The organism is Nostoc sp., assembly GCF_036919815.1.
Taxonomy (GTDB): domain Bacteria; phylum Cyanobacteriota; class Cyanobacteriia; order Cyanobacteriales; family Nostocaceae; genus Nostoc.
In genome coordinates this window covers 53,802-76,110 of sequence record NZ_JBALCE010000126.1, presented here as the reverse complement: position 1 = coordinate 76,110, position 22,309 = coordinate 53,802, and the positions used below count along the sequence as shown (strand labels likewise).

General features: G+C 40.8%; 23 protein-coding genes. 12 read left to right on the top strand and 11 right to left on the bottom strand.

Features of this window, described 5'->3' with window-relative positions; genetic code table 11:
• Positions 1-61: 61 nt before the first annotated feature.
• The 3 genes from V7K15_RS28620 to V7K15_RS28610 form a co-directional block, all read right to left on the bottom strand.
• On the bottom strand, positions 62-1,657 hold the full coding sequence (locus tag V7K15_RS28620; protein WP_334911189.1) for a nickel-dependent hydrogenase large subunit: 1,596 nt from the start codon (positions 1,655-1,657) through the stop codon (positions 62-64).
• Positions 1,658-1,788: 131 nt separating this feature from the next.
• Positions 1,789-2,751 carry a hydrogenase small subunit gene (locus tag V7K15_RS28615; RefSeq protein WP_334911187.1) on the bottom strand — a complete coding sequence of 321 codons (963 nt, stop codon included), beginning with the start codon at positions 2,749-2,751 and terminating at the stop codon, positions 1,789-1,791.
• 593 nt (positions 2,752-3,344) lie between these two features.
• Positions 3,345-4,124, bottom strand: a complete 780-nt coding sequence (locus V7K15_RS28610; RefSeq protein ID WP_334911185.1) for an Rpn family recombination-promoting nuclease/putative transposase — start codon at positions 4,122-4,124, stop codon at positions 3,345-3,347.
• A 495-nt stretch (positions 4,125-4,619) separates the two neighbouring features.
• Between V7K15_RS28610 and V7K15_RS28605 the strand changes: the two genes are divergently transcribed.
• From V7K15_RS28605 to hypB, 11 genes are all read left to right on the top strand, one after another.
• A complete protein-coding gene (locus tag V7K15_RS28605; protein ID WP_334911245.1) occupies positions 4,620-5,594 on the top strand; it encodes a hypothetical protein in 975 nt (324 codons plus the stop codon).
• A gap of 60 nt (positions 5,595-5,654) precedes the next feature.
• Positions 5,655-5,921: a hypothetical protein gene (locus V7K15_RS28600; RefSeq protein ID WP_334911183.1), complete on the top strand. Its 267-nt coding sequence runs from the start codon at positions 5,655-5,657 to the stop codon at positions 5,919-5,921.
• 8 nt (positions 5,922-5,929) lie between these two features.
• A complete protein-coding gene (locus V7K15_RS28595) occupies positions 5,930-6,154 on the top strand; it encodes a hypothetical protein (protein WP_334911181.1) in 225 nt (74 codons plus the stop codon).
• 383 nt (positions 6,155-6,537) lie between these two features.
• Complete coding sequence (locus tag V7K15_RS28590; protein ID WP_334911179.1) at positions 6,538-7,383, top strand: NifU family protein; 846 nt, start codon at positions 6,538-6,540, stop codon at positions 7,381-7,383.
• 548 nt (positions 7,384-7,931) lie between these two features.
• Complete coding sequence (locus V7K15_RS28585; protein WP_334911177.1) at positions 7,932-9,149, top strand: hypothetical protein; 1,218 nt, start codon at positions 7,932-7,934, stop codon at positions 9,147-9,149.
• Positions 9,139-11,544 (top strand): carbamoyltransferase HypF, encoded by a 2,406-nt coding sequence (gene hypF / locus V7K15_RS28580; protein ID WP_334911175.1) that lies wholly within the window; start codon positions 9,139-9,141, stop codon positions 11,542-11,544. The genes V7K15_RS28585 and hypF overlap by 11 nt, the downstream gene beginning before the upstream one ends.
• Before the next feature lie 109 nt (positions 11,545-11,653).
• Positions 11,654-11,914 (top strand): HypC/HybG/HupF family hydrogenase formation chaperone, encoded by a 261-nt coding sequence (locus V7K15_RS28575; RefSeq protein WP_334911173.1) that lies wholly within the window; start codon positions 11,654-11,656, stop codon positions 11,912-11,914.
• A gap of 76 nt (positions 11,915-11,990) precedes the next feature.
• A complete protein-coding gene (hypD, locus tag V7K15_RS28570) occupies positions 11,991-13,175 on the top strand; it encodes a hydrogenase formation protein HypD (protein ID WP_334911171.1) in 1,185 nt (394 codons plus the stop codon).
• 83 nt (positions 13,176-13,258) lie between these two features.
• Entirely contained in the window at positions 13,259-14,362 is a 1,104-nt protein-coding gene (hypE, locus tag V7K15_RS28565) for a hydrogenase expression/formation protein HypE (RefSeq protein WP_334911168.1), read from the top strand.
• A gap of 13 nt (positions 14,363-14,375) precedes the next feature.
• The gene (gene hypA, locus V7K15_RS28560) at positions 14,376-14,717 is read left to right on the top strand and encodes a hydrogenase maturation nickel metallochaperone HypA (RefSeq protein ID WP_334911166.1); all 342 of its coding nucleotides are present in this window, start codon (positions 14,376-14,378) and stop codon (positions 14,715-14,717) included.
• Positions 14,708-15,547, top strand: coding sequence for a hydrogenase nickel incorporation protein HypB (hypB, locus tag V7K15_RS28555; RefSeq protein WP_334911164.1), 840 nt, complete (start codon positions 14,708-14,710; stop codon positions 15,545-15,547). The genes hypA and hypB overlap by 10 nt, the downstream gene beginning before the upstream one ends.
• Positions 15,548-15,772: 225 nt before the next feature.
• On the opposite strand, the gene V7K15_RS28550 is transcribed toward hypB, so the two are convergent.
• The 6 genes from V7K15_RS28550 to V7K15_RS28525 form a co-directional block, all read right to left on the bottom strand.
• The gene (locus tag V7K15_RS28550) at positions 15,773-16,147 is read right to left on the bottom strand and encodes a hypothetical protein (protein ID WP_292722175.1); all 375 of its coding nucleotides are present in this window, start codon (positions 16,145-16,147) and stop codon (positions 15,773-15,775) included.
• The gene (locus V7K15_RS28545) at positions 16,137-17,144 is read right to left on the bottom strand and encodes an LLM class flavin-dependent oxidoreductase (RefSeq protein ID WP_334911162.1); all 1,008 of its coding nucleotides are present in this window, start codon (positions 17,142-17,144) and stop codon (positions 16,137-16,139) included. The genes V7K15_RS28550 and V7K15_RS28545 overlap by 11 nt, the downstream gene beginning before the upstream one ends.
• A gap of 124 nt (positions 17,145-17,268) precedes the next feature.
• Positions 17,269-17,631 carry a hypothetical protein gene (locus V7K15_RS28540; protein ID WP_334911160.1) on the bottom strand — a complete coding sequence of 121 codons (363 nt, stop codon included), beginning with the start codon at positions 17,629-17,631 and terminating at the stop codon, positions 17,269-17,271.
• 294 nt (positions 17,632-17,925) lie between these two features.
• On the bottom strand, positions 17,926-18,237 hold the full coding sequence (locus V7K15_RS28535) for a hypothetical protein (protein WP_334911158.1): 312 nt from the start codon (positions 18,235-18,237) through the stop codon (positions 17,926-17,928).
• Between the two features lie 2 nt (positions 18,238-18,239).
• Positions 18,240-18,536, bottom strand: a complete 297-nt coding sequence (locus V7K15_RS28530) for a hypothetical protein (RefSeq protein WP_334911156.1) — start codon at positions 18,534-18,536, stop codon at positions 18,240-18,242.
• Positions 18,537-18,575: 39 nt separating this feature from the next.
• Positions 18,576-18,986, bottom strand: a complete 411-nt coding sequence (locus V7K15_RS28525; protein ID WP_334911154.1) for a hypothetical protein — start codon at positions 18,984-18,986, stop codon at positions 18,576-18,578.
• Between the two features lie 1,034 nt (positions 18,987-20,020).
• Between V7K15_RS28525 and cysK the strand changes: the two genes are divergently transcribed.
• Positions 20,021-20,980 carry a cysteine synthase A gene (gene cysK, locus V7K15_RS28520; protein ID WP_334911152.1) on the top strand — a complete coding sequence of 320 codons (960 nt, stop codon included), beginning with the start codon at positions 20,021-20,023 and terminating at the stop codon, positions 20,978-20,980.
• Positions 20,981-21,045: 65 nt separating this feature from the next.
• On the opposite strand, the gene V7K15_RS28515 is transcribed toward cysK, so the two are convergent.
• Positions 21,046-21,519 (bottom strand): ArsC/Spx/MgsR family protein, encoded by a 474-nt coding sequence (locus V7K15_RS28515; RefSeq protein ID WP_334911150.1) that lies wholly within the window; start codon positions 21,517-21,519, stop codon positions 21,046-21,048.
• Positions 21,520-21,614: 95 nt separating this feature from the next.
• A complete protein-coding gene (locus tag V7K15_RS28510; protein WP_334911148.1) occupies positions 21,615-22,226 on the bottom strand; it encodes a cupin in 612 nt (203 codons plus the stop codon).
• Positions 22,227-22,309: the final 83 nt, after the last annotated feature.

The following is a 22,309-nucleotide window of genomic DNA, read 5'->3' as shown; positions in this document are numbered from 1 at the left end:
ACAAAATAAAATGACTAATTGAATCACAATTAGCCATTTTTGACTTAGTAATTAACATCCTTTAAGCAGTCCGAAAACGTGCTAGTTCCTCTCCTGTTTTAGCATCATGAGCATGAACTGTACACACTAAACATGAATCAAACGATCGCGCCACATGACCAACTTCCACCGGGTCGCTAGAATCGTAAATGGGTGTCCCAATTAACGCTTCTTCAATGGGGCCGCGGATTCCTTCACCATCACGAGGGCCAATATTCCAAGTACCAGGCGCAATCACTTGGTAATTCTTAATCTTACCGCCCTCTACTTCTACCCAGTGAGACAAGGAACCCCGCGCTGCTTCCGTTGCACCCCATCCCTTGCCATCTTTTTCTTTGGGTTTGATATACCAGGGATCGTTTAACTTGAATTCACGTAAACAGTGTTCAGCTTGGCGATATAACTTGACAAGTTCGTGAACTCGTGCTAGCTGACGCACATGAATACTAGCACCACCCATCTTTTTGAAGACATCAAGGATCAAGCCGTCGTAGTGTTGCCAAGATTCGCCATGTTTACCACCTGCAACTAATTGCCGCGCTAAGGGGCCAGTTTCCAAACGTCCGAAGTCTTTGTGAAGGACTGCACTCGACCAAGAGTAGGCGTTATCGAAGTCTTTTGTATTGATTGCAGTCGGTTTAGTTATGCGATCGCTAGGATGAATGTCTGCCGTTCCTTCATCGTACCAGGAGTGAGTTGTATTCTCGCGGGTAAATGACTGATCCATTAAGGTGTGAGTGTCTGCGAAGCTGTCATACACTCCACCTTTCATGATCATCGCCGCATTTCGTCCTTCGATAGTCGGCTTTTGATATTTATCTTCATGGGCTAAATATCCCCAAGTGACATATTTACCAACCCCAGCACCATATCTATCTAAACCAATATCTAAACCCATGCGCCAATAGAAACCTAAGTCGGAATCTCGATGATTTCGGTCTTCATCTAACCAATTTCTAAAGTCATCATAAGTTTGGATTTGTTCATAGCGTTCTAAAGAACAACCTAACCACACTGGTTCTAACCAATTGGTGCGGAAATATTCCAGAAGCGCCCAAGCGCGGGTAATGTCTGTGAGGGTGGGGGCGCACATCACACCACCAGGCACCATATAACTGCTGTGGGGCCATTGTCCGCCTAATAGGGCATAAATTTCTACAGGTTTAGCGGAAATTGTTATGCCTAGTTCATAAGATTTACCTGTGAAAGCCGCAAAGCGTCTAACAGCTTCGTCATAAAAGCGACTATGGCGGTATTTTTTATTGGTTAAATCAATCGCAAAGAGTCCGTAAAAATAGCGGGGTATACTTTGAATTGTTTCGACAATTTGACCGATATTTCTGGCTAAAATTGCATTGCGGGGAACTTCTGTTTCCCAAGCTGTATCTAATGCCCAAGATGCACAAGTTAGGTGAGAACCGCCGCAAATGCCGCAAATGCGAGGCGTGACAATTAATCCGGCTTGGGGGTCTTTTCCGCGTAGGATAACTTCAAATCCGCGAAATAATTCGGCGTGTGTCCAGGCGTTGACTACCCGCCCATTCTCAATATCAACTCGGACATCTAAATCACCTTCAACTCTACCGACGGGTGATATATCTAATGATTGAATTCCCATATTTGTCCTTTGTTATTTGTCCACAAAGTTTTGATAGTCAGAAGCTAACCCTTAAACTTCTCTGTTTCTCCCTTGTCATTGGTCATTTGTCTTTTACTAATGACTAATGACTAATGACCAATGACCAATGACTAAACCCTAAAAAAGTCTTCTTCTGCCCAAGGTGGTGCTGCATCTTTGGCGATCATTGTGAGTAAGGCGTAATCTTTTTTGTTCACCCCTGGCGGTAATTCTTTCGGAACTCCCATGACTGTTTGGGTTTTAAATACGGTTCCAGGTTTGAGGTCAAAGAAGGGAAATTCTGGTTCTGTGCAACCTAAACAAGGCATTCCGGCGCGAGTTTTGGAGGAGACACGGTTCCATAAGATGCGGTTGCAGGAGGAATGGGTCATGGGACCGCGACAACCCAAGTCATAAAATAGGCAGCCTTTACGCTGACCAAATTTGGCGGTTGAGGCTTTGTAGGCAAAGTGAACGTTACGGGTACAACCTGTTTGGGTATAGCTGTTGAAGAAGGTTTGCGGACGATTTAGTTCGTCGAAAGCAATGTCTGCTATGCGCCCAGTAGCGATCGCAACTAATATCTGCGTAATCCAGTCGGGATGTGCGGGACATCCAGGTATATTAATTACAGGTAATCCGGCTTGCGATAAAAAATCTTTACCTAAAAAGCCGCCTTCTTGACGTTTGAGAAATTGCAAACCTTCCGACTCGCTGGGGTTAGGTGACATCGCCGGAATTCCTCCCCATGTGGCACAGTCTCCCACGGCGACGATAAATTTAGCAACTTTGGCAAGGTCTGCTAACCAATCTTTCATGGCGCGATCGGCAAACCGATTCCATTCGCCTGTACCGTTGGGAGCGTTGACAACGCTGCCCTCAAATACCAAGATATCTAGGGGAATTGTGCCAGAAATACAATCCCGCAGTAGTGTTTGCAAATTGTTGCCTAATTCCACTCCCAAGGAGGGATGCCAAAGTAAGTTGATGCCAAAGTCGGCAATTAAATCGCAGACTGTGGGTTCTTCAGCGTTGAGAAATGACATCGTGTTGCCTGAACAAGCACCACCCTGTAGCCATAGTACGTTAGTCATTGGCTATGCGTTTTTCTATTGTTTACCATGCATGATGTAGGTGATAATGCTTGTAAAGTCTCACCTGGTTATCAATATTTATTTTTCAATTCTAAGATATTTTTTTATTTAATTCACTTTCATTAAAAAAGAATTAATAATTAACAATAACTGAAATCACATCAAGATTAATTTAAAAGGTTATGTCTGTTACAGGTGTAACACATTTAACAAATAAAAAAATACAGTAAAATATCGTGGCGCAAAGTCTTGCGCCACGTCAGCTATATATCAATTGTTTTAGGATTTTGGTTGTGCAGCTTGTCTAACAACTTGTTCGTCAAAACTTAGCGCTTGAGCGATCTGCTCAATACTTAAACCCAACGCTAATAACTGGGGTATCGCTTATAACTTAGCTTCTTGTCTACCTTCTTCAAAAACTTCTCGTCTACCTTCTTGCCTCCCTTCTTCAAAAACATCTTGGTAGAATCTAGTTTGCCTTAACTCATTTTCTCCAAACATTTTTCTTATCTCCTCTCGGCTCAATCACGGCAACTTGTAGATTAATATCATCTCTATTAAGCGAAGTTTTGGTCTTGGCGCACTCTATTGTTTTAGGATTTCGGTTGTGCAGCTTGCCTAACAAGTTGTTCGTCCAAACCTACCACTTGAGCGATCTGCTCAATACTTAAACCCAACGCTAATAACTGGGGTATCGTTTCTAACTTACCTTCTTGTTTACCTTCTTCAAAAACATCTTGGTAGAATCTAGTTTGCTTTAACTCATTTTCTCCAAACATTTTTCCTATCTCCTCTTGGTTCAATCGTGGCAACTTGTAGATTAATATCGTCTCTATCAATTGTATAATTTCTCTAGTAGTAGCGACATCTGTAATTTGCTGTCGGATACTGTTGACTATCTCTAAAGCTTTTGTTGTCGCAGTTGATTCGGGTTCAATGATTAGTTTTACTGTCTCTATGCCGATTGATGATGTCTCAATTGAGCTTAATTCATTAAGATAGACGCGAGTCACTCGTTGTGAGTTGAGTAATTCTGTATATCTTTCGGTATCTCCAGTATCAACGCTGCGATTTGGGAAGATGACAACACCACGCCAATTGTTGGTTAATTCAGTTTTGTCGAGATAGTTAAAGATTTCAGTGAATAAACGTGAGTAGAATTTTTTGTCTGGCTGAAATTGGACTTCGGCAAAATAGATAGGTAGTTCTGCTGCATTTGGGAGGAATACACCATCGATTCTAAACGCTAGTTGTTTGACTTCGACTGAAGAAAATTGATAAACACTAGCTAGTTGCGGCGGTTGGTTAATCAGTTCAAAAAAAGTGCTGGGGATACTTTGAAAGATGCGATAAAAGATACTGTCTGTTTTCAAGGGAGCTTGTTTTACAGTTGATAAACATATTTTACACTTCGGTGTGCGATGTCTACGATGGTCACTGACTTGTGCCGAGCGCAGTCGAGGTAGCTTTGTCGTACCACTTCTCAGACGCTCCGCGAACGTGGAAGCAAGCTACGCGCAGCGTCTCCTAGAGAAGTGCGGGCTACCCCTACGCAGATGACACACCCAACTTTGGCATCGAATTACAAGGTGTTTAAAGCTGACATTAATATTGGCAATTACCCCCTAGAATTTTAGAAATAGGGTGTTTTATAGTAAAACAATTGGTTGGGCATTGGGCATGGGGTCAACTTTTTCCCTAGTCCCTAATCCTTAGCCCTAGTCTCAGACAAAAAGGGGAAATTCCGCCTAAAGGACTCGAAGCCTGCGTAAATCAGTATGGCCCGTGATCAGATGCTCTCAGCGTGTCTTGATCATTCGTGGGCGTTGGCAGACTCAATTCCCAATTGGCTAGAGTACGGCAGAGTTATGACCCCCAGCATTACAGATTCGGCGGTGAAGGCTGCGATCGCGGCTGTTGCATCGGAGTCAGCCACAGCAGAGGAAAAAATCCAAATGCTGATCGAGATCGCGCAGGGTTTTCAAAAAAAGCCCAAAGCTGCCCAAGACTTGCGGAATGCAGTTAGTTTATATTACCGGGCTTATGAAATGTGTGGTGAGGAGTATCCGCTACTGAAAGCCAGGTCTCAAGTAGGGATGGCAGGGACGTTACAAGCAATACCGGATGCTGACTACCAACTGCTGCTGCAAGCGAAAACAGGTTATGAAGAAGCCCTACCGATTTTACAACAATTAGCAACGCCAGAGGAAGTGGCAGAGACGCAGATGAATTTTGGGCTGGTGTTGCAGTCGCTTGTACCATTCAATTTGGCACGAATAACTGATAGCATCCAAGCTTATCATGAGGCTTTGCGGGTGTTTACTTGGGAAAATTACCCGCAGGAATACGCGATTTTATATAACAATATTGCGATCGCTTACCTTTCTATGCCCCTAGCATCAGAACGGGAATACTTGCGTCAAGGGTTAGCAGTGCAATCATTTGAGGTGGCATTAAAGCACATTAATCTGATTGATCATCCCAGAGAATATGCGATGTTGCAAAATAATTTAGGTAACGCTTTGCAATATTTAGTGAGTTCCCATCCTGTGGAGAATAATTTAAGTGCGATCGCAGCTTACGATGAGGCGCTAAAAGTGCGTAATTCCAAAGATACACCTCTAGAGTACGCTAACACAATTTCTAACAAAGCTAACGCCCTATTCAACTTACCAGACGAGCAGGAAAAACCAGAAGCTGGTAATCCTAAAAATCTTTTGCAAGCGCGTATCTACTATCAAGACGCTTTAGAAATATTTACAAAATACCAACAAATTGGACAAGTAGAAGTAGTAGCACAAGCGCTAGAAGATGTAGAAGCAGAAATAGGCAATATAAAATAGGGCATTGGGCATTAATTATTCTCGCTCATCCCTAATTAATAATCAGGAGAACAAAACAGCATGAGAGATATTTTAACAAACTCAAGTGTGATAAATTTTCTCACCAGTTTAGCAGATGGCGACTTGAACATAGCAACAGAATTCGTGTGGGTAATCATAGCAACAGCCTTGTCTATGGTCGGCGGTGCAATTGGTGGAATGCTGTTAGCTGGAAAAGATATAGGCTATCAGTTTTCAGCAATGCTTGGTGCATTATTTGCCCCTGCTGGTGGAATTCCCGCCATCATCTTAGGGCTGGCTGTTTTAAATTGGCTGACAAACTATTAGGAGAAAATATGTTAGAGATAGGGTGGTTTTCTGTCAAGTTATTTTTTAAAGGAAAACTACTACGCGACCCGATGTATTTTGTCAAGCAAACTACTATTGGTATTGCCGTAGGTTTCTTACTGCTAGTGTTACTCGCACAAGCCCCAATTCCCTTCTACTTACCAATAACATTATCTAGTTTAGTGACGGGCATGACTATGCCATTTCTCCTCAAAGATTTCAAAATGAAGTAAAAAGCCCAACGTCTCGTTAAGAGTCTCCGACTGGGAATGTCTAATGGGAGGGCTGCCGCCTCATGACTTGAAAAGAGCCGCAATGATTAGCATTTCCAGCCAGAGGCTAGAAACGAAGTTTTAAAGCTTAAGTTGACACCAATGAGCATTGCTAAACCCTTACAGCACGGATCTATTTACCATCAAAGTAATGATTAATCAGAGCTGGAAACTACCTATTTTATTAAAAACATACCATGATTAATTTGGACAGTGCGTAAGTCTTAAAATTGTTCAATCCCAAATCCAAAATCGTTCGACTGAGCGTAGCCGTACCCCTCCGGGGAAGCAAGCTACGCGTAGCGTTCCGCAGGAAAGTCCAAAATCTAAAATTCCTCTCCCCCATGTCCAACCTTGAAGAATTAGTTCAGGAAATTAACCGCTTTGAGGCAATTATATCCGAGTGGGATGAAAGCCAACGGTGTGTAGCAGTAGGTTTAAAAAGAGCAATTGAAGCTTTGCATAAAGCTGCATTAACTAGTTTGATTAAAAGCCTCAAACAAGAATCAATGTCAGCTTTGCGTCATGCTGTTGCTGATGAAGTCGTGTATGCAGTGCTACTGTATCACGAACTAGTCAAACCACCAAAGCCACCATTAGCACAACGCATTCAGACAGCCCTTGAAGAAATTCGCCCAGGTTTAAAAAGCCATAATGGGGATGTAGAACTAGTAGCAATTAAGCCACCAGATACAGTAGAAGTCAGATTAATCGGAACTTGCAGCAGTTGTCCGGCTTCTACTTTGACTTTATCTCAGGGAGTAGAACAGGCAATCAAAAACCATTGTCCCGAAATTATTAAAGTGGTTGCAGTCAATAACAACCCTACTGTTAACAACAGGAATTCCAGTTTAATCAGTCCCTTTTCTTCAAAAATAACTTCTACTTGGATAAAAGTGGCGACTATTGACCAAGTTCCTGAACTTAGTGTATTGGCAGTACAAATTGCTGGTAATTCCCTGATTTTACATCGTCAAGGTGTTACAGTAAGATGTTACCATAATGCTTGCAGTCATTTAGGATCTTCCTTAGAAGAGGGTAAGGTTGAAAATGGTATTATTACCTGTCCTTCCCATGGATTTCAGTACAAGTTAAAGACAGGTGAATGCTTAACTGCACCTGATGTTTACCTTCATTCGTATCCAGTAAAAATTAAAGACGAGAAGGTTTTTGTGAAACTGCAAAAATGAGGATGCGAAGGTAACATTTCAGCAAATATACTTGACGATTAGTCAATCACAGCTAATTTGCTTTTTTTTCAGTAGTTCGCGCATTCATTTTAGTATTTTGTGCAAGCAAAATACCTGAATTGTTTATCATTTGTGTAATTCAGTTATTCATTTTAGGGTTTTGAGAAAGCAAAAAGGCATATTACTTTCTCAAAATACCATTTGACTTTCTCATTTTGGTGTTTTCCGCAAGTAAAAAGGCATATTGCTTTTTCATTTCAATACATCGCGCATTTATTTCAGTAGATTCAGCAAGCAAAAAGGTATATTGCTTTCTCAAAATGCCATTTTATTTTCTCATTTCAGTACATCGCGCACTCATGACAAATATCGCTCTGTAGCAAAAGCTACTGAAGGTTAGGCAGAATATTTTAAGATTGATTAATAGGGAAGTTTTTTAAAAGTTTTAACTTAATTTGAAATCTAAACATAATGCAAAATTGTTAATGTTGTTACATACTATTCAACATTAATGTTTTTAAATAATTATCAGCGTCTATCTGCGGTTCATGGATATCCCAATCACAACTAATCCTATATTACAATTACCGCCAGAAGCAACAGAAATTTCTCAATCTTTACCTCTATCACCTCAAGGTGCAGAGGTAATTTTAGGTAACATTATTGAACCACAACAATTAGTAATACCTGTAGCACCCAGTCCCACAACAATGTTCGGGCCTCGTGCTGCTTGTTTATTATCAGAAACAGGCCCTTTATGGGTATCAGATACAGGACATCATCGATTATTAGGATGGCAGAAATTACCCACCAGAGATAGTCAACCTGCTGATTGGGTAATTGGACAACCTGACTTTTATCATGAGGGGCAAAATGCTAAAAGTACACCAGGAAGGGCAACCTTAAGTGTACCAACAGGAATTTGCGCTTGCGGCCAAGGGTTAGCTGTAGCAGATTCTTGGAATCATCGGGTTTTAATTTGGAAAAACTTACCAGAACATAACAATGTTCCAGCAGATTTGGTGTTAGGGCAAGTTAATTTTACAGATAATGAACCAAATCGAGGCAATCAAATAGCATCTGCTAATACAATGCACTGGCCTTATGGCGTTTTCTATCATCAAGGATGGCTATTTATTGCTGATACTGGTAATCGAAGGGTATTAATTTGGCATCAATTACCAACAGAAAATGGTCAACCGGCTGATTTAGTTTTGGGACAACCAGATATGATATCTCGCAATGAAAACGGCGGTGATTCTCCAACCGCAGCGAGTATGCGTTGGTGTCACGATATCACCTTTTGGGAAGAAAATTTGGTTGTCACCGATGCAGGTAATCACCGAGTAATGATTTGGCAGGGAATGCCAACAGAAAATAATGCCCCTTGTGCAGTAGTTTTAGGACAAAAAAACTTTGATTGTGTGGAAATGAATCAAGGAGTTTATTATCCTAGTGCTAGTAGTTTGAGTATGCCTTATGGTGTAGGAGTGGCTGGGGATTGGTTAGTAGTTGCAGATACTGCTAATTCCCGTTTGTTAGGATGGAGAAAGCCAGAATTAATTTTATCACTGCAAGGTGCGACGGCGAATGCGCTTGCAGGACAAATAAATTTTGAAAGTAAAGGTGAAAATCGTAATTTTGGACTGCCAAAACGAGATAGCTTAAATTGGTGTTATGGCATAAAAATTTGTGGTAATACGGCGATAATCGCTGATTCTGGAAATAACCGAGTTTTGCTGTGGCAGTTTAACTATGCCGACTGAAGAAATTAGAGTTCGTGGAACTGTTCAAGGAGTAGGATTTCGTCCTACTGTATATCGTCTTGCTAAAGCCTGCAATTTGCGTGGAGATGTTTGTAATGATGGCCAAGGTGTTTTAATTAGGGTATCTGGTAGTCAGGAAGCAATAACCGAATTTGTTGCCAGATTGCAAACAGAATATCCACCCTTGGCAAGAATTAATCAACTAACAAGAATTATTTATGAAGGTGAATTTAAATTTGATAATTTTGTGATTTCTACTAGTGTTAGTAATGCCATTAAAACAGAAATTACCCCTGATGCAGCCACTTGTCTGCAATGTCAACAAGAAATATTCAACCCCTTTAGCCGCTATTATCGCTATCCCTTTACTAACTGTACTCATTGCGGCCCTCGCCTAAGTATTATTCGTGCCATTCCTTACGACAGATGCAATACCAGTATGTCTGCGTTTGCGATGTGTTCAGAATGTGCAAAGGAATACCACGATGTCGAAAATCGCCGTTTTCATGCCCAACCTGTCGCTTGTCATGCTTGCGGCCCCACAGCCTGGTTAGAACGCGCCGATGGTAAATCGGTTACTGCTTCCATGTTCTCCATGCTAGATGATGTTGATGCCGTTTGTACCCTGTTGCAAAAGGGTGAGATTGTGGCAATTAAGGGGTTAGGTGGTATTCATCTAGCTTGCGATGCTACACAAGAAACTGCTGTAGAAAAACTGCGTCAGCACAAAAAGCACTATCATAAACCCTTTGCTTTAATGGCGCGAGATATTGAAGTAATTGAACAATATTGTACTGTCAACGCTAAAGAAAAAGAATTATTGACAAGTCCGGCTGCACCAATTGTTTTACTACAGGTAAAAGGAAGTGAGGGAGATGGAAAAAACTTATTCACTCCTAACTCCTCACTCTTAACTCCTAATTCTCTTCATATAGCATCATCAGTTGCACCAGGGCAAAATACCCTCGGTTTCATGCTACCTTATACGCCCTTACATCACTTAATTCTTAGGCGGATGAATCGCCCAATTGTTTTAACAAGTGGCAATCTTGCCGAGGAACCACAATGTATTGATAATGACGAGGCAAGAGAAAAATTAGGGACAATCGCTGATTATTTTCTCTTTCACAATCGAGAGATTATTAATCGCGTAGATGATTCAGTTGTACGGGTTGTCGGCGATAAAGTTCAAACAATTCGCCGTGCCAGAGGATATGCACCAGCAGCTATTAGTTTACCACCGGAATTTCACAATCTGCCGCAAATTTTAGCAATGGGCAGTGAGTTAAAAAATACCTTTTGCCTGTTGCGTGAAGGAGAAGCAATTCTCTCTCAACACATAGGAGATTTAGAAAATGCTGCGGCTTTCAATGCTTACCAAGACACTTTAAATTTATACTTTAATTTATTTCAACATCAACCAGAAGTAATTGCCATTGATAAACATCCTGAATATCTCTCAAGCAAACTTGGTAAAGAACTCGCAGATACAAATCAAATCAAAATTCATCAAATCCAACATCATCACGCGCATATCGCCGCTTGCATGGCAGAAAATGGTATTCCTCTAAATTCGCCTCCAGTATTAGGCATTGCTTTAGATGGTTTAGGTTACGGTGATGATGGTACACTCTGGGGTGGAGAATTCCTTTTAGCAGATTACCGTAAATTTCAGCGCCTAGCAACATTTAAAGCAGTCGCAATGATTGGTGGTGAACAAGCGATTTATCAGCCTTGGCGTAATACGTATGCTCAATTAATAGCGGCTAAACTTTGGGATAATTGCCAACAGCAATATGCTGATTTAGAAATCGTAAAATTTCTGAATAAAAAACCATTAAAACTACTCAATCAACTTATGGAGAAAGGAATTAACTCACCTCCAGCTTCCTCAGTGGGGCGGTTGTTCGATGCTGTGGCGGCGGCTATCGGTATTTGCCCTGATGAATGTAGCTATGAAGGACAAGCTGCGATCGCAATGGAAGCTATAGTAGATGTTAGCAGCTTAAATAATAATGAAGAAACGCTAATCTATCCTTTTAACTTTGACTTTTTAGATAGGATTTATTATATAGACCCGCGTCCAATGTGGCAAGCTTTGCTCGATGACTTACAGCAGCAGATTCCACAACCAGTTATGGCTGCTAAATTTCACAAAGGTTTAGCTAATGCGATTGTGGAAATGGTTAAGCATCTTTGTCAAGAAAATCTGATTAATCAGGTAGTCCTAACCGGAGGAGTATTTCAAAATTGTATATTGTTAGAGCAAGTTACCAAACGAATACAAACATTGGGAACAAAAGTACTTACTCACAGTTTAGTTCCAGCTAATGACGGTGGGTTATCTTTAGGACAAGCAGTTATTGCAGCCGCACAATTAATAGATGAGTGTTGATATTTGACAAACTTTTGCTCAAAAATAATTCTCTCTGCGTTCTCTGCGCCTCTGTGGTAGCCTGCGGCAAGCCGCTTTCGCGTCTACGTTTATCTTGAAAAATAAAAAAATGTGCTTAGGAATCCCCGGACAAATTATAGAAATTACCAACGTTAACTATAAATTAGCCATAGTTAACATTGGTGGAGTTAAGCGTCAAGTAAATATTGCTTGTATCGTAGATGAACAACATCCTCCCGAAGCTTGTATTGGGGATTGGGTGCTAGTACATGTTGGCTTTGCCATGAATCGAATTAACGAACAAGAAGCGGCAGAAACTTTACAACTATTCCAAGAATTAGCAGCAGCACAAACAGGGATTAGTACTTGAATTGAGAGATTTTTTTCACGCAGAGGCGCGAGAAAGAGTTTAAAAGTAATGCCTAAAATTAACTGATATACTTCCTATGAAATACGTTGACGAATTCCGCGAACCGGAAAAAGCAGAAGCCATACGCCGCGAAATCGCCAAATTATGCCACCAGCTAGAAAAACCTCTCAAAATCATGGAAGTATGTGGCGGACATACCCATTCAATTTTTAAATATGGTATTGAAGAAATATTACCCGAAGCCATTGAACTAATTCATGGGCCTGGTTGTCCAGTATGTGTTATGCCAAAAGGGAGATTAGATGATGCGATCGCAATCTCCCAAAATCATAACGTCATTTTTGCCACATTTGGCGACGCAATGCGAGTTCCCGGTTCCAAAACGAGTTTACTGCAAGCCAGGGCACAAGGCGCAGACATTCGTATGGTGTACTCTCCCCTAGATAGCCTGCAAATTGCCAGAGATAACCCCGACAAACAAGTAGTCTTCTTCGCCTTAGGCTTTGAAACCACAGCCCCCAGCACCGCCTTCACCATTCTGCAAGCCGCAGCCGAAGAAATTCATAACTTTAGTATGTTTTCCAATCACGTCCTTGTGATTCCCGCCCTCAAAGCATTATTAGATAATCCCGACTTGCAACTGGATGGATTTGTTGGCCCTGGACATGTCAGTATGGTAATTGGCACTGACCCATATCAATTTATTTCCCAACAATATAATAAGCCAATTGTCGTCTCAGGATTTGAACCCTTAGATATTCTCCAATCAATTTGGATGATGTTACAGCAACTAGTAGAAAATCGTTGTGAAGTTGAAAACCAATATAACCGAATTGTCCAAAAAAGCGGAAACACAGTAGCACTGCAAGCCATAAATAAAGTTTTTGCCGTGCGAGATAGTTTTGATTGGCGAGGCTTAGGTGACATTCCCTATTCAGGATTAAAAATTCAACCTGAATATGCCCAATTTGATGCCGAACTTAAATTTACCATTCCTAATCTCAAAGTAGCCGACCATAAAGCTTGTAAATGTGGAGAAATCCTTAAAGGAGTCTTAAAGCCTTGGGAGTGCAAAGTATTTGGTACAGCTTGCACACCAGAAACACCAATCGGTACTTGCATGGTATCTTCCGAAGGTGCTTGTGCAGCCTATTACAAATATGGGCGACTCTCCACCATTGCCAAAAGAACAATCACTGAAAAACCAAAAATAACTCTAACTCAAGAACCTCTCCCCGCCTGCGGCTTCTCCTCAAACTAATACATCCTACAAATACTCTGCGTACCTCTGCGTTCCTACCCTGCGGGAAGGCGAAGCGCCTATGCGTTAAAAAAAAGTTTAATATGAATATTTCCCCTCCAAACTCAATACAAAATCCCCTATTTCAAAAAATGGAACAAGTCCGCCGTCGCCAAGGTAAAGTACGAGATACTCATATAACTCTCGCACATGGCAGTGGTGGTAAAGCCATGCGTGATTTAATAGATGATATCTTTGTAAGCAATTTTGATAACCCAATTCTCTCCCAATTAGAAGACCAAGCCAGCTTCAACTTACTCCCTCTCCTACAACAAGGAGACAGACTCGCATTTACTACAGATTCCTATGTTGTAGACCCGTTATTTTTTCCCGGTAGTGATATAGGAGAATTAGCCATCAACGGTACAGTTAATGATTTAGCTGTTAGCGGTGCTAAACCTTTATATCTAACTTGTAGTGTAATTTTAGAAGAAGGATTACCTGTAGAAACCTTGCGGCGTGTTGCAGCCAGCATGAAAGAAGCCGCGAAAAAAGCTGGTGTTAAAATTGTCACTGGCGACACAAAAGTTGTACATCGCGGTGCTGCCGATAAACTCTTTATTAATACTGCTGGTATTGGTATTATTCCCGTAGGAATTAGTATTTCCGCCCACAATATTAAACCTGGAGATGCAATAATAATTAATGGTGAAATAGGCAATCATGGGGCAGCAATTTTAATTGCTCGTGGCGAATTAGCCTTAGAAACTAATATTGAAAGTGACTGTCAACCATTACATAGTTTAGTAGAAACTATTCTCCATGTATGTCCCCAAGTTCATGCTATGCGAGATGCCACACGCGGTGGTTTAGCCACAGTATTAAATGAATTTGCCCTCAGTTCTAATGTGGGAATTCGTCTCTATGAAGAATCTATTCCAGTGCGTGAAGAAGTCAACGGAGTTTGTGAAATTCTCGGTTTAGACCCATTGTATTTAGCTAATGAAGGTAAGTTAGTGGCGGTGGTTCCAAAAGAGAATGCTGACAATATTTTATCCGCTATGAAATTACACCCAGCAGGCAAAGATGCTTGTATTATTGGCGAAGTTATTACCTCACCCCCAGGTATAGTATTGTTAAAAACAGTTTTTGGTGCTGAAAGGATTGTTGATATGTTGGTAGGCGACCAATTACCACGAATTTGTTAATAGATTTTATAGTATGCACGAACTTGGAATTACCAAAAATATTGTGGCAATTGTCGCTGAACACGCCAAAGGCGCAAAAGTGCAGCGAGTTTTATTAGAAATTGGCAAACTTTCAGCCATTATGCCCGACGCTATCCGATTTTGTTTTGATATTTGCACTCAAGGTACAGTTTTAGAAGGAGCGACATTAGAAATTTTAGAAATTCCCGGTTTAGCAAAATGTCGCCAATGCGGTGCAGAAATTTTTTTAGATAAACAATTTGGAATCTGTAACTGCGGTAGCGTGCAATTAGATTTAATTACTGGTGAAGAACTGAAAATTAAAGAAATAGAAATAGAGGAATTATGTGTGTAACCTGCGGTTGTTCTGATGATGGCAAAATCAAAATTACAAATCTGGAAACAGATGAAGCTGAACATCATCATACTCACACTTTACCAGATGGTACTGTCATCACTCATTCCCACAGTAACGAAACTCATATAGAAGCGTCTCAAATTCATGCCAAAATACACAACACAACGATATCCTTAGAACAAGATATTTTGGCAAAAAATAACTTGCTAGCTGCCCAAAATCGGGGATGGTTTAAAGGTCGAAATATTCTCGCCTTAAATTTAATGAGTTCTCCCGGTGCTGGAAAAACAACTCTTTTGACGCGAACCATCAATGATTTAAAGCATCAATTATCTATCAGCGTCATTGAAGGCGACCAAGAAACTGCTAATGATGCCAAAAAAATTCAAGAAACAGGCTGTAAAGTCATCCAAATCAACACCGGAACAGGCTGTCATTTAGATGCCTCAATGATAGACAGGGGTTTAGAACAACTGAATCCGCCACTCAACTCAGTTGTGATGATTGAAAATGTGGGAAATTTGGTTTGTCCAGCCTTATTTGATTTGGGAGAAAATGCAAAAGTCGTGATTCTTTCTGTCACAGAAGGAGAAGATAAGCCGATAAAATACCCGCATATGTTCCGTGCTAGTGACATCATGATTCTCACTAAAATTGATTTGCTGCCTTATGTAGATTTTGATGTTCAAAAGTGCATAGAATATGCTAAACAAGTAAATCCCCAAATTCAGATTTTTCAGGTTTCCGTAACTACTAGTACTGGGTTAGAGAGTTGGTATGCGTGGCTAATTGCAAAGCTAAAAAGCTTGTCAAGACTACTCCCTTAGCGCTCGAAGAATAGCTCAGAGCTAGCCAATTTTTGCCAATCTTGTGGTAAATTATCTTTAGGTTGCCAGCGCATACACTTTGAGTTATCTGAAAGAACAAGAAAATACAGACAATATTGTAACTCTTCTAAAATTTCAACACCCTGCACTTTATAAGTACAGGGTGGGAGACAGCGATAAGGATGAATAAGCTATATTTTGTGTGATTCCCAGTTTCTATTTACCTCAAAGCCAATCTCGATAAGCTGATATTTCATTTACGCTGATTTCAAACGGCATCCCTTTGCCAAATGGCGGATAAACGCGAATTTTACCATTGCTAGCAAACCGCTCTAGCCTATTACCTAACTGGGGAATATTGCTGACTATATGCCAGTAAGATACTAAGTCAGGGCAGTCAATAATTAATGTTAGGATGCTAGCATTTGTTGTGAGATACCACTGACAATTAGATAACAGTACTCGCGTAATGCGATCGCAGGCTTGATAAAAGCATCTGCCAGTAGACTGTTCTAGTTCCATCTGCAACATTCCATCCTGTTTTGTTACCTCAGTTGGAGGTAAATCATCGGGAGGAAGCAGATATAGTTTAGAAGACATAATTTCGCACCTCTTGGTTGTAGCGCGTCAAACTCTCCAGGTTTTTTTGCATATCAGAAGATGAGGGTTTGAGTGCTAGCGTACCTAAATTTAATTCGTCCTGAAATTTCTTGATTCTGTCTCGACAAGTCTCCACATCACCGATAATTGAGTTCTCAATCAAATAATCTTCATCGAAACAAATGTTTGTGCGATCAAATGGTTTTTGGTTGGGATTCGCACTATTCTGCAATATTTCAGCCGAATTAGCTTTCATTTTTTGGCTAAATTTGCGGATGAAAGGTAACGCCTCACTCACTGCCTCATCAGATGTTTTGCCAACAAAAAAGAAGCGTGCCAGCACAAAGTTTTCCGCACCACTAGAATTTAAGTCTCGATATTTGGCAACAGTATCCTTCAATCTCTCTAGGGAAAATGGCGGTCCACCCATCAAGCTGAAGGAATGTTTAGCGGCCAACTCGATGCCGTCATCACCGCCAGTAGCAACATACACTGGTATTTTACTCTGCAATGGTTTTGGGTAAATTGTCAGGCGATCGCATTGATAATACTGCCCATTAAATGATACATCAGTTTCATATAAAAGCTTTTGAATCAATGCGATCGCCTCTAGCATCTTGGGACGGGATTCACTTGGGAGTGTCCCAAAATGCTTATTTTGTTCGGGAAAGGGGCCGCCTTTAGCAACCCCAAATAATAATCGTCCATTGCACAGGTTATCCAAAGTGGCAACATCTTCTGCTACCCTAATCGGGTTATGGAATGGTAGTAGCACCGCCGCAGTGCCTAATTGGATAGTTGAAGTCAATCCCGCCAAGTGTGCCATTAACACCAACATGGACGGGCTGAGATTGGATTCACTAAAATGATGCTCACTCACCCAGGCTGACTCAAACCCTAAGCTTTCCGCCTGTTTTACTAGCGTGACTTGCTCAAAGATGGCACGACGAGCATCTTGGTGATAATTATCGTAATTGCAGAAAATTCCAGTTTTCATTACTTGCGTTGATACTTTGTACTTACCGTAGGTGCTGGCTATTCTAGTGGTCTATCGCAAAAGTTTTGATAGGTTTGTAGTAAGCACAAACACATTTACCCCTCTTAATTAATGCGATGAATCATTAAGTTGCAACCCACTGCAACTCCAACCATAGGCTTGGGTTGTTCTGTTTCACCTTCGACATCGGATCGCGCAACAATCGCTTGGCATTCATGCAGACTACCTGCATTAGACCCATGTTGTCTGCTACTTCTCGGAGTATTTCTTTTTGAGCTTGAACACAGGAAATCATTTCCTCAGAGCAATAAATTCCTATATATTGCAAGCGTCTGGCAGGTCGTCCCCAAAAACAGGTGATCACTTTCACATAACACCCATCCAGCAATTCCCCAACTTGCGGGTAGTAATGGTTGACGACTCTTATGAATTCTTTGGCTAAGATATCTTCAGCAATCATTGGAACTGATATTTCTGTAGCGTCCATCACGCTATTTAATATAACATAAATTTGTCAGTTAAATATGACAAAATAGACTATAAGACTTAAATAAAATATTAAATTAAAAAAGAGGTGTACCTTATTTGGTATTACCCCAGATTTGCGTAAAACATCTTTATTTTGAATGAAATATCAAAGCTTTGAATACCCCTAACCTTGGCGAATAGAATTCGTAGCTATACAGACAAAACCCACCTGCATGGGTTTCAAATTTATGGAGTTTGTGTAGCCGCGATTTCTAATCGCTAGGTATATCTGCTTGGGAATTTTTAATTATTATTATCGAGCATTGCGTTCACAAACTAAGACCTCTGCTACGATATCCGGCACATTTATAAAGTCCGTAAATCTTTCAGAACCACGGAGAGGTGAAATAAATGTATAGTTTGGGTCACACACTCCATTGTCATATACTTGAAGAAACCACCTATCTGGAAATCCTTCTATACCTAATTCCACAGTGTACCAACTCTCGCCAATCAGACGAGAATTAAAGATTGTGAACCACTCTCTGTTTTCTTCTGAAATATTCCAGTCTGCCATCAGCAGTTCTAAAGCTATTTGTCCCGCATCCGTTGAAGTCAACAGCATTTTTACTCCTTATTTGCAACTTCAGGATTTGCAACTTCAGGATTTGCAGCTTCAGGATTGGTAACTTCCGGGTATAAACCCAGTTCTTTAGCTAGCTCACGCGCCACAAAAAATAAAAATTGGGCACCATCTTGATTGCCTTCATGGGCAAACATAGTTGCTACTTGTAACATTGTTTGTACTAAACCAGAATCAATCAATTCTGGCTTAGATTCTAAAATTTCTGGTTCATGACCATTGGGGCATTTAAGTAACTCATCAATCAGATTAAAATACAGCTGTTCGCGTTGTTCTGTCATGGTACTTTTGTTGATTTGAGTAAGTAAATTGTGAATTCGTTACTGTTCAATACTTTGCCGCCACAGTCTTTCCAACATTTCAACTTGTTCTTTTAAAACAGCCGCACGATGAACAAGATATCTGTCGTAAAAGAGAATCCCTAACCCAATACAAATAGGGGTTAACAAGAAGAACCATTGCAGGATAGTGGCAAATTTATATTGTTCAGTAACAGTCAGCATTTGATCAACCACATTACGGTCAGAGGATTGGATGCTAGTCTGAGAGGAATGTGTACCCTCTGTCTGGGAAGCATTTGTACTAGTCTTGTTAACTTCGGAAGCTAAATTCTGGGATTTTACTAACTCCAGATGTTGCTCCCAAATTATCCCAAATACTACTAGTCCTGGAGAAAGCACTACTAAGGTAACTACGCAAACTGTGAGAACATTTAAAAGTTTAGCTTTCATCTTGGCTCACCCTTGCTAGGTAGTATGCACCCAGAAAGAAAATATCTTTTGCTGTTTATCTAAAGTAGCTATATATTTCTACCTCTCAAACAGTTTTGATATTAAAATATGTGTAATCGGTAATTTTCAAAATCGTTGGTTGTCAGTTATTTTCCTAATTACTACTGACCACTAACCACTGAAAATTTACTAACCTTTTCGCAAAACATAGGATTATTCAGTCAGAAATAACGCACTCAGATTCAAAGAATGTCGTTTCATCTTACTTTCAAAAGAGAGATTAAGAAGTCCCCCCTAGTTCACTAAGCTTTCGCTCAGGAATGTTGGGGGGTAGAGGGGAATCTCTGCGTAAATCCTATACGATTTATATCAGCCGCTCTCCACAAAACAGTTTACCTCAGCCCCGTTAAGATTATTAAATTCATTAGAATAGTACTCAAAGCTTGTAATCCTCACCTGATAAGTCTTATAAAAATTCATTGGGGTATGGGTGCTAGTGTTTTTGGGATGGGGTTCTAGTATTTCTGAGGTGGGGTTCTGGTATTTCTGCACTCAACCTGAAAGCAATGTAGGCAATGGTTAAGGACTGTTTTTATGGGAATTTTGGGCAAACAAAAACTGCACTCAAAATCAAATATCAATATCTTTTGATCAAGATAGACTAATAAATTACGAAAAACAATTAAATTTATTGAAACTAAATTATATTTCCATAACAAATAGCAGATATTGCTCTCTGCCTTGATTCGGTAAAAATTATGCATATATACAGAATCGAAGTAACGAATCTCAGCCCAAGAGACAATAATCAGCAATTCCCAATGGTAAAATATAAGTATGGCAAGCTAGACCTCTGCTGAAGTGATCAATGGGAATATCTGATAAAAGTTCTTCCTAAACTTTCATATTTTGTGGTTTAGTTAGAATACATAGTATATGCACTCATTGACACTAAACTACAAATTCAATAGACAAAAGCTTATTGTTATAAGTAAATACTCTGTACTAAGATTTAGGATTTTAGGAGTTAAATAATGCGGATTGCTCAAGACGTAACAGAACTTATCGGACGAACTCCTTTAGTTCAACTGAACAAGATTCCTCAAGCTGAGGGAGTAGTAGCAAGGATAGTTGTCAAATTAGAAGGCATGAACCCAGCAGCTTCGGTGAAAGACCGCATTGGGTTAAGTATGGTACTCTCAGCAGAAGCAGCTGGCTCAATTTTCCCTGGAAAGACGATTTTAGTTGAGCCGACTTCAGGTAATACAGGAATTGCTCTAGCGATGGTAGCAGCAGCGCGTGGCTACCGTTTGATTTTAACAATGCCAGAGACAATGAGCCAAGAACGACGGGCTATGCTTAGAGCTTATGGTGCGTCTTTAGAGTTGACACCAGGCGCTGAGGGAATGCGGGGAGCAATTCGCAAAGCTGAAGAAATTGTAGCTAATACTCCCAATGCTTTCATGCTGCAACAGTTCCGCAACCCTGCCAATCCCAAAGTTCATCAGGAAACCACCGCAGAAGAAATTTGGGCTGATACAGACGGGGAAGTGGATATTGTGATTGCTGGGGTAGGTACTGGTGGGACGATTACTGGGATTGCAGAAGTACTCAAACAACGCAAGCCGACTTTTAAAGCGATCGCAGTTGAACCCAGCAACAGCCCAGTTCTTTCTGGTGGTGAAGCCGGGCCACATAAAATTCAAGGTATTGGGGCTGGATTTATCCCCGATGTTCTCCGCCTAGAATTGGTTGATGAAGTAATTAGAGTCAGCGATGAACAAGCGATCGCTTATGGACGCCGTTTAGCAAAAGAAGAAGGCTTATTATCTGGGATATCCTCTGGTGCAGCTTTGTGTGCTGCAATTCAAGTAGGTAAACGTCCAGAAAATGCCGGACGTTTAATCGTGATGATTCAGCCTTCCTTTGGTGAACGTTACCTCAGCACACCCATGTTTCAAGATTTGTCTTTAGAAACTGCTGGCGTTCGTTAAGGAAAATAGGGGGAGATGAGGGAGCTTTTTGAAATTATTACCCCTCCTCATCCCCCTATAGCCTACTAATGTTTACAGCCACTTTCCTTATGGTGATGTTCATGACTCTTAACATGACCGTGGGAGCAGTTTTGCAAATCTTGATTCATCAGATTTTCGCTGATTTCCTGCAAGGATTCGTCCACAGGCTTTAAGCCAATCCAAGCATCAATCTTTTCTACATCGAATCCTACCTCGCGGTGTTCGCCTATTTCTAACAAAGGACGGCGAATTAACAGTGGTTCTCTCAGCATCAACTGCAAAGCGGTTTCTGCATCAGTTTTTTCAGGAACCACCTCACCAGATTTTATTTTGGGGGCGGAAGGATTAAACCATTCGGCTACGGGGCGATCGCCAAAAAATGAACGCAACCGCTCAACTGTCCAAGGTTCTGTTAATAGGTTGTATGGTATCACCTCATGACCGGCAGCTGTTAGCAAAACTTTTTGCTTAGTACCACCTTTACAGCCTGGTTTACTATAGAAAATTACTCTTGCCATTTAACTATCTCCTAATTACTCAATTGTTTGTAATTGGTGCTTTAGTGCTAAAGCACCAACTCCGAGCCGATGAAATTAATCCTGACGATTCCTAATTAAAAATTCCTCGCCTTCTGGGTAACTGAGTCAAACTCAAATCTCTGTTTTGGATCAGTTTCGCCGTAGACATTAAAAGTCACAGTTGGTTCATCACCCACTGCTTCTACAATGTGAATTGCATCGGGAGTGAAGCTAATAATATCCCCTGGAAATAGAGTTACCTCTCCCGTCGGTTCAATTTTGTCATGAAAATCTGGGCTATGGGTGCGTCGCCAAAAAGTATTTTTTTCCTGGCCTTTTAACACCGCCACTATTCCCCACGTCCCATGATTATGAATAGTTGATCGGGTTCCTGGTGCAAATGTTACTGTTTGCACCGTTAACGGAAAACCCAATTCGTCGTATAGGAGTAAAACAGAGGTTCCCGTTTTGGGCGAAGGCTCTAAATATTGACTTCCGACCCAGTAGGAATTTACAATCAAGCGCCTTACTAGCATTCGGATTTCTGGCAAACGACTGGCTTCGTCATCCCCACTATTAAGAACATCTTCTAGTTCAGTTAAAAACCGATAAAGACGATAATTCTCTCTCAATAAATCCCATGCTCTCACAGATTTACAGGCTTGATACTGACCATCCCCTGTTACCAGCAAATCCCTACCTTTCATAACTTTTAAATTGATAGGGGATAAGATTGGAGCACAATCAACTGAGACATATTAGGAATACTGCTCAGATGAAGTTTATTAGG